The sequence below is a fragment of the Sphingomonas sp. genome, assembly GCF_036387535.1.
In the GTDB taxonomy this organism is placed as follows: Bacteria; Pseudomonadota; Alphaproteobacteria; order Sphingomonadales; family Sphingomonadaceae; genus Sphingomonas_R.
Genome location: NZ_DASVTO010000108.1, coordinates 1 through 8,677, shown reverse-complemented (window position 1 = coordinate 8,677; position 8,677 = coordinate 1). Strand labels below are relative to the sequence as shown.

Annotated in this window: 7 protein-coding genes and 1 pseudogene; 1 reads left to right on the top strand and 7 read right to left on the bottom strand. The window is 65.2% G+C overall.

Translation table 11 applies throughout. The features are described from left to right. Positions 1-212, bottom strand: a pseudogene (locus VF649_RS10120) (site-specific DNA-methyltransferase); the annotation flags it as partial. 271 nt (positions 213-483) lie between these two features. Here VF649_RS10120 and VF649_RS10115 point away from each other — a divergent pair. Then, positions 484-801, top strand: a complete 318-nt coding sequence (locus VF649_RS10115) for a hypothetical protein (RefSeq protein ID WP_331011834.1) — start codon at positions 484-486, stop codon at positions 799-801. A 10-nt stretch (positions 802-811) separates the two neighbouring features. On the opposite strand, the gene VF649_RS10110 is transcribed toward VF649_RS10115, so the two are convergent. From VF649_RS10110 to VF649_RS10085, 6 genes are all read right to left on the bottom strand, one after another. After that, complete coding sequence (locus tag VF649_RS10110; RefSeq protein WP_331011835.1) at positions 812-1,426, bottom strand: ribonuclease HII; 615 nt, start codon at positions 1,424-1,426, stop codon at positions 812-814. Between the two features lie 288 nt (positions 1,427-1,714). Then, on the bottom strand, positions 1,715-2,515 hold the full coding sequence (gene thiD, locus VF649_RS10105; RefSeq protein WP_331011833.1) for a bifunctional hydroxymethylpyrimidine kinase/phosphomethylpyrimidine kinase: 801 nt from the start codon (positions 2,513-2,515) through the stop codon (positions 1,715-1,717). Further along, positions 2,512-3,852 (bottom strand): phosphoglucosamine mutase, encoded by a 1,341-nt coding sequence (gene glmM, locus VF649_RS10100; RefSeq protein ID WP_331011832.1) that lies wholly within the window; start codon positions 3,850-3,852, stop codon positions 2,512-2,514. The genes thiD and glmM overlap by 4 nt, the downstream gene beginning before the upstream one ends. Before the next feature lie 204 nt (positions 3,853-4,056). Continuing rightward, the gene (locus tag VF649_RS10095; RefSeq protein ID WP_331011831.1) at positions 4,057-5,352 is read right to left on the bottom strand and encodes an amidohydrolase family protein; all 1,296 of its coding nucleotides are present in this window, start codon (positions 5,350-5,352) and stop codon (positions 4,057-4,059) included. Then, positions 5,352-6,695 carry an amidohydrolase gene (locus VF649_RS10090; RefSeq protein WP_331011830.1) on the bottom strand — a complete coding sequence of 448 codons (1,344 nt, stop codon included), beginning with the start codon at positions 6,693-6,695 and terminating at the stop codon, positions 5,352-5,354. The genes VF649_RS10095 and VF649_RS10090 overlap by 1 nt, the downstream gene beginning before the upstream one ends. A gap of 76 nt (positions 6,696-6,771) precedes the next feature. Beyond that, positions 6,772-8,559 (bottom strand): peptide MFS transporter, encoded by a 1,788-nt coding sequence (locus VF649_RS10085; protein ID WP_331011829.1) that lies wholly within the window; start codon positions 8,557-8,559, stop codon positions 6,772-6,774. Positions 8,560-8,677 lie beyond the last annotated feature (118 nt).

Sequence of the window (8,677 nt, the reverse complement as noted above, 5' to 3'; positions counted from 1 at the left end):
CCGCCCTCGGGTCGCAGCAACTCGCCGCCCAGCTGCAGATTATAGGGCGGATCGGCAAAGATCATGTCGACCGATCGATCCGGCATTCCCCGCATCGCGGCGACACAATCGCCCATCAGGATCGTGTCCAGCGACAGCATGGTCAGCTTGGGCTTGGCGACGGTTCGCAACACCGGAACGCTGCTCGCGTCGATCGTCTTCGCTACGCCCATCTTCGCCGTCCTCAATCGCTTGCAGGCACCCTGAGTCGTTGCGACCGACCCGTCAAGGCCAGGCCGAATCCTCGGATTCCTGCCGAGTCGCGCCACATGGAGAACAAAGGGAGTCTTCGCACCGCATGTTGAGTCTCGGACATCCGGCGGACTCAACGGGTGGTGGTGTGGCACCAGGGACTCGCACCCACTTATTATTGACGGGAACCGGATCGGTATCGGCCGGTTGGGCTTCATCAATGCGATCATCGCAGCGTTTCGGGGGCGGCACATGACGGGACAGGTTCGTGCAACGCTCTTGTCCGGGTTCGCGGCGGCCGTGTTCGGCGGCTTGTTGGGCCTGACGACGGTCGATGGCCTTCGCCGCCAATCCGCCTTCGATCAGGAACCCATCTATCCGCGCGCGCTCTATGCCGTTGATCCTGCGCTTGCCGGTGGGACGGGCGATTGTGCCGGCTGCTCGACCTTTGACGAAGGCTATCGCTGGGCCAGCGCTCGGCACGTCAGCGACGCCGATGCGTGTTTCGGCGATGACTGGTCCCGCCAGCGCGGTTGCCTCGCCTATGTCCAGTCCAGCCGACTCGACTGACGCGCGGATTTCAGATCAGCAATAGCTGCCGCACCGGGGCGAAGCTGCGGCGGTGGATCGGGCTCGGCCCCAGGCTGTTCAACGCCGCCAGATGCGCCGCCGTGCCATAGCCCTTGTTCCGGGACCAGCCATAGCCCGGGTGCGCGGCATCATAATCCAGCATCATGCGGTCCCGTTCATGCTTGGCGACGATCGATGCCGCGGCAATTGACAGGCACAGCGCATCACCCCCGACGACCGCAGTCGCCGGATAGCGCCACTTCGGCAGGGCGTTGCCATCGACCAGCACCATCGACGGCTCTGCCCCACCCGCCGCGATCACCAGCGCGTCCACCGCCCGCGCCATCGCCAGCATCGTCGCATGATAGATGTTGATCGTGTCGATTTCCGCGACGCTCGCAATCCCGACGCCCACCACCGCCTTCGCACAGATCTCTCCGTACAGATCGGCTCGTCTGCGCGCGCAGAGCTTCTTGCTGTCATCGACGCCCTTCGGTGTCCGCCGCCGGTTCAGCAGGACCGCCGCGGCCACCACCGGGCCCGCCAACGGCCCCCGCCCGGCCTCGTCCACCCCGACGATCGGCGCCGGATGGCCACGCTCGATCCTGAAATCCGGTCCGCTCATCCCCGCGCGATTACCGATCCGCCGGCCGCTCTTCAACCCGGTCGACAAGGCCGCCTACCCCTTGGTGATCCAGGTCAGCCCGAAATATAGCGTACGATATCGACCAGCGTGCCCGCGGAAATCGGCAGCAGGAACAGCATCAGCACGAACCAGACCGCGATTGCCGTCAAAACCCGTTCCTGCGCCGGATGGCGCTTCGGCGGCTCGGGTGTGCCCGGTGGTCCTTGATATCCGCTACCGTCGAAAGGCATGTCCGTCGCTCCCGCCGGAACTTCACTGAAAGATCGGTCAGGTGCTAACGATCGACAGCCCGGCCGGGTCCCGCGTCAATCCATGTCCCATCGGGCCGTGTCCGCGCCCCAGCCCGGGTGCGGCGCGCAACGCCTGCTGCACGAACATCCGCGCAGCCGCCACTGCCCGCTCCAACGCCATGCCCTGACCCAGTCCCGTGGCGATCGCACTGGCCAGCGTGCATCCGGTGCCATGCGTGTGCCGCGTCTCGATCCGCGGGTCATGCCACGCGGTCACACCCTGCGCGGTGAACAACCGGTCGATCAGTTCCGCGCCTGCGCCGTGCCCGCCCTTGGCCAGCACCGCCCCGCGATGCCGGTCGACCAGCATCCGTGCTCCCTGCGCGACATCCTCGGTTCCGGTCAGCGCGGCAAGTTCGGGCAGATTGGGCGTCGTCACCGTAGCCAGCGCCATCAGCCGCGCGAACGCCGCGATGGTGGCGGCGTCCGCCAGCGCGGCACCGCTGGTCGCGACCATCACAGGATCGAACACGATCGGTACGCCGGGCAGCCGGGCCAGCCGGTCCGCCACCGCCTCCGCGACTGTAGCCGATCCGATCATGCCGATCTTCACCGCGTCGACACCGATATCGTCCACCACCGCGTCGATCTGCGCCAGCACCATCGCCGCCGGCACCGGCATGACGTCGCTGACGCCCAGCGTGTTCTGCACGGTGATTGCGGTGATAGCGGTCGTGGCATGGCCGCCCAGTGCCATCACCGTCTTGATATCCGCCTGGATTCCCGCGCCGCCGCCGCTGTCCGATCCGGCAATCACCAGGATGCGTGCGATGCTCACGCCGCAGCGCGCCGCACCGACTGGCAGATCTCCTCGACCAGCGCGCCGACCAGCGCCTCGTCCTCACCCTCAGCCATCACGCGGATCAGCGGTTCGGTCCCGGACTTGCGGATCACCAGCCGTCCGGTGCCGGCCAGCCTTTCTTCCGCGCCCGCGATCGCCTTCTGCACGGCCGCATCTTCCAGCGGTTGCCCGCCGGCGAAGCGCACATTCTTCAGCAATTGCGGCAACGGCTCGAACTGGCGCAGCAACGTGCTGGCCGGTCGGCCGTCGGACACCAGCGCCGCCAGCACCTGCAACGCCGCCACCAGGCCGTCGCCGGTGGTCGCATAATCGGTCATGATGATATGCCCGGATTGCTCGCCGCCCACGTTGAAGCCCTTGGCCCGCATCGCCTCCACCACATAACGGTCGCCCACCGCGGTCCGGTGCAGCGTCAGCCCCTGCGCGGTCATGAAGCGCTCCAGACCCAGATTGGACATCACCGTCGCCACCACGCCGCCACCTTGCAATAGCCCGCGTTGATGCCAGGACGCCCCGATCAGCGCCATCAGCTGGTCCCCGTCGACGATGGTCCCACGCTCGTCGACCACGATCAGCCGATCGGCGTCGCCGTCCAGCGCGATCCCGATATCCGCACGCGTTTCCAGCACCTTTGCGCGCAGCGCGGCCGGGTCGGTCGATCCGGTCCGCTCGTTGATGTTGGTTCCGTCCGGCGTCACGCCCAGCGCGATCACATCCGCACCCAGTTCCCACAGCGCGGCAGGTGCCACCTGATAAGCGGCGCCGTTCGCGCAATCCACCACGACCCGCAATCCATCAAGCCGCAGATGTTCGGGAAAGGTCGACTTGGCGGCGTGGATATAGCGCCCGCGCGCATCCTCCACCCGCCGCGCCCGGCCGATCTGCTCGGCAGGCGCCAGCGTCGGGGTTCCGTCGAGCAACGCCTCGATCGCCAGTTCGTCCTGATCGCTCAGCTTGTATCCGTCAGGCCCGAACAATTTGATGCCATTGTCCGCGAACGGGTTATGGCTGGCCGATATCATCACGCCCAGGTCCGCGCGCATCGACCGGGTCAGCATCGCCACCGCCGGCGTCGGCATCGGCCCTACCATCACCACGTCCATGCCGACCGACGTGAACCCGGCAACCAGCGCCGATTCCATCATATAGCCCGACAACCGCGTGTCCTTGCCGATCACCACCCGGTGCCGGTGGCTGCCGCGCAGGAAATGTGCACCCGCCGCCTGCCCAACCTTCATCGCGATCTCCGCGGTCATCGGGGGGCTGTTGGTCCGCCCGCGGATACCGTCGGTTCCGAAATATCTGCGAGTCATACCTGATCCTACTTTCAACCACCCAGGTGGGGCACGTACCTCCAGGCCGAGAGAGATCCCGGCCTTAGCCGGGATGACACTCCCGATATGAAGGCACTTCACCGAACCGTTATCCCGGCGAAAGCTGGAGGCTCGCGGCAGCGGGTGCCGACGAGGCCCCACCGAGATCCCGGCTCGCGCCGATGACGACCTTATCGCAGGCCTTTACCGCTCATAGGCTTTCGGCAACACCCCTTCCTGCGGCACCGCATAGCGATCGCGCAACCGCGTCTGGCGATTGATCAGCGGCTGTTCCACCCCATCGATCAGCACCATGACCGGGGCCGAGGACAACTCCAGCGGATCACCGTCCCAGATCACCACATCTCCGCGACGTCCGGCGCGCAGCGATCCGATCTCGCCGTCCAGTCCCAGCGCGGCCGCCGGCCCTGAACTGATCGTCGCCAGCGCATGGCCCCAGTCCAGCCCCGTCGCGCCCGGCACGCGGGTCAGCGCGACCAGATTGCCGGCATATTGCTTGATAAGCCGCGCCTGCCGCGCCTCGTCGTCGTTGATCATGCCGATCCCGACCGTCACGCCCGCCGCCTGCAACCGGCCAATGTTCGATTGCGTCGCGGCCAGCGCCTCGAAACTGGCGGGCAGGTCCGCCAGCGCCGACGCCAGTACCGGCACCCGCGCGGCGGCAATCTGCGACGCGACCATCCACGCTTCAGATGCACCGACCAGCACCAGTTTCAGCGCCGGAAACTCGCGCTTCAACTCCAGCACCTGGATGATATCGGATGCGCGTTCGACATGCACCAGCATCGGCACGCGCCCTTCGACCATCGGCACCAGCGCCGCGGCGTCCAGCTTGGTCAGCATGCCGTCCGCAATGCGCCCGCCGGTCTGCGCCTTGCCTGCGAAGCCGCGCGCTTCCAGCAAGGCGTTGCGGAACATCGCATAGGCGGCGGGGCGGCTGCCGCCTGCCGTGGCAGCGGCACTTTCCCCGAACTCCACGAACTGGAATGCGCGCGCCCGCATCACCGCCTGGCTGTCCGAACCCAGATCAATGACCGCGCCCTGCCCGGCGAAGATCGTCTTGCCTGTTCCCGGCGCCACCACTGCACGGGTGATCCCTTCGGCGCGGTTGATCGCGATCGGTGTCTCGCGCGGGTTCACCGCGACCGAGACATCCAGCGCCGCAGAGAAATCCGACGTGTTTGCGGCCGCATCGTCGGTCTCCCGCACGCCGTCCACCTCGACGATGCCCAGCCGCGTGAACCCGGCCACCAGCCCCGGCGACACCCACTTGCCCGCGGCATCCACCACCCGCGCGCCGACCGGCACAGCGACACCGCGTCCTGCGGCCGCCACCCGCCCGCCGGTGATGACCACGGTCCCGCCGTCGATCGGCGCACTGCCATCGCCGATCGCCAGCTTCGCATTGGTGATCGCCACGGTCTGCGCGGCCAGTGGCGCAGCCAGCATCGACGCCGCCAGCATCATCGCCCGGACCATCACTTCACATCCCCTTCGCCCGGCTGGCCCAGCTCGAAATCCGACACCGGCCGGCGTTTCGGATCATCCGCATCATAAAGCAGCGCCCCGTCGATCCAGACCTTTTCGGGCCTTGTGTAGACGCTCAGCGGGTTGCCGTTCCACAACACCACATCCGCCATCTTGCCGGGTTTCAGGCTGCCGGTCCGGTCGTCGATGCGCAGCGCCTTCGCCGGATTGATCGACAGCCATTCCCACGCGACCTCGTCCGGGATAGCGATCCCCATCCGCCGCCCGTCGGCCAGCGTCTTGGCGACTTCCTGGTTCAATCGCTGGATGCCATTCGCATCATCCGAATGGATCATCGCGCAGGCGCCGGCCTTCTGCAGCAACGGCAGATTCTCGTTGACCGCGTCATAGCTTTCCATCTTGAACCCGTACCAGTCGGCCCAAACCGCGGCACAGATTCCGTTCGCTTTTAGCAGGTCCGCAATCTTGTACGCTTCGACCGCGTGATGGAACGCGGTCACCTTGTACCCGAACTCCTTCGCCATATCGATGACCTGCGCCATCTCGTCGGCACGGTAACAATGGTTCTGCACGGTGATCTCGCCGTTCAGCACGCCCATCAGCGTCTCGTTGCGCAGGTTGCGGCCGGGCTGGTCGGCTGGCTTTGCCGTGCCGTCGGCCAGCTTCTTTTCATACGCATCCCATTTGCGCTTGTAATCGCTCGCTTCGATCCACGTCTGGCGGTCGACCGCGATATTGCCCATCCGTGTCGCCGGCATCTGCCCCTTGCTGCCATAGACGCGCTTCGGATTCTCGCCGCACGCCATTTTCAGGCTGTAGGGCGCACCCGGAAACTTCATCCCCTGCGCGGTGCGGGCATAGACATTCTTCAACGTCACGCCGCGTCCGCCGAACAGGTTCGCCGACCCCGGCAGGATCTGCAGCGTGGTCACCCCGCCATTGGCCAGCGCACGGCTGAATCCCGGATCCTGCGGCCACACACTATGCTCCGCCCATACCTCCGCCCGCACCGGCCCCGTCGCCTCGTTGCCGTCGGACAGTGCCTGCACGCCGGGGCTGGGATAATCGCCCAGATGGCTGTGGATATCGATCACGCCCGGCGTCACCCATTTGCCGCGCCCGTCGATCACGGTCGCCCCCGCCGGCGCCGCCACCGTCTGCCCCAGCGCCACGATCTTGCCGTCCGCGAACAGCACCGATCCCCCGTCGATCCGCCCGCCCTCCCCATCATAGATGGTGACATTCGTCACCAGCGTGGGAACGCCGGGATAGGGATGATAGGTCGATGGGTACGGATCATGATCGAAACTCGGCTTTGCCGGTCCGCGTTGCACGGGCGCTGCCGCGGTCTTCGGTGGCGGAGTCTGTGCACAAGCCACCAGAACAAGGGCAAGCAGGGAAAAAGAATGTTTAATTGACACCGTGCATCCACTTCCTGATCAGCGGCGACAGCAGCAGCAGGACGCCGCCGATGGCTGCCGAAATCCAGCCGATCGTCCAGAAAACCTCGGAATATGTGACAAGCGATACCTTCAGATTTGTCACCTGCCCACCGACCGTCTCCACGCTGGCGACCTGCGCGACGATACCCGCCACATATTGCGCGCAGGAAATCGACAGGAACCAGACACCCATCATCAACCCGACGATCCGGGCGATCGACAATTTGGTGATCATCGACAGACCGACCGGCGAAATGCACAACTCGGCCATGGAGTGGATCATGTAGAGCAGTGCGAGCCACCACACCGAAACCCGAAAATCGGGGCCTGCAAACTGCGTTCCCCACACCAGCACAAGAAACCCGGCACCCACGCCGATCAGCGCGATCCCGAACTTGACCGGCGTGGAGGGTTCCCGTCCTCGCCTCGCAAGGGCGTTCCAAAGCATGCTGAACAAAGGGGCGAGCGTCACGATGAAAAACGCATTGAAAAACTGCGTCTGTCCGGCCGACAGGCTGAACAAGCCGAAGATCGACAGGTCGGTGTTGCGATCCGCAAACAGGGTCAACGAGGATCCAGCCTGCTCGAACAGCGTCCAGAACACGACGTTGAAGATGATGAGCACCATCGCCGCAACCATCATCTGGAATTCCGCGCGGCTGCCATCGCGCCATGACCAAATCAGGATGACCGGCACGGCGAGCAGGAACGAGGTGAACAGGGCCTTCCCCATGATCGGGAGAGCAATCAGATATCCGATGATCCCCTGCCCGCTGCTCACCGGCGCGTTCATCAGATTGACGAACAGGAACCAGGCGACAGGTACGGCCACGATCGCCGCAAGAAAGATCGGGATCGTCCGGTCCTTCAACTGGTCGGCCGGCGGCTCGCCATAACCGTTCAGCTTGCCGCCATCGAACTGGATCAGGCTCCACGAACACAACATGCCCAAGGCTGCCAGCCCGAACCCTGCCCACCATCCAAACGCCACCGCCACGAACGGACACAGGATCTGCGACAGCAGGCTGCCCAGGTTGATGCCCATGTAGAAAATGGTGAAACCGGCATCGCGCCTGCCATCACCACGCGGGTACAGCGCGCCCACCATTGTCGATATGTTCGGCTTGAAGAACCCGTTGCCGATGCAGATCAGCGACAGCCCGATCAGCAGCACCGTCGTGTAGAAGGGGTTGCGATCGGCGCCCGAGACGAACGCGCCCTTTGCCACCGTCCGTGCGGACGTTCCGTCGGGCGCGTAGAGCGATACGGACCCGTTCTCATTGCCCTTGATCGCCAGACGCCGTGCGCCGTCGATGACATATTGCTGTTCCGCCCCGGCAGCCTTGTCAACCTGCACCTCATAACGCGTGCCTTCGATGATCGCATAGGGCTTCGCGGTCTGACCGCCGAAGCAGAGCGTGAAATATCCGGCGGCCATGACGATAGCGCCGAACTTCACCGATCGCTTCGAGCCGAGGTAGCGATCCGCGAGCAGCCCGCCGATCAGGGGAGTCAGGTACACCAACGCCGTGAACCCGCCATAGAGCCCGTTGGTGGTCGTGTCGCTGAACAGGAAATGCTGGGCCAGATAGAGCGTGAGCAGCGCGCGCATGCCGTAGAAGCCGAACCGTTCCCACATCTCCGTGGTGAACAGGCGGGCCAATTGGCGCGGATGCCCGAACCATGTCTCGCCGTCGCTCCGGCTGACATGCGCGGTCGCTGGCTCGAATGTTGGATCGGCTGTGGGCAGCACCATGCTGCAACTCCCTTTGGTAAGCGACGCGGGTGTTCCCCGGTTGCTCCAAAGACTAGCGGCGAAATTGCGCCTGTGAAGAAGATTGTTGCGCGCCGTCCGGACTGGTAGCGGACGCGGC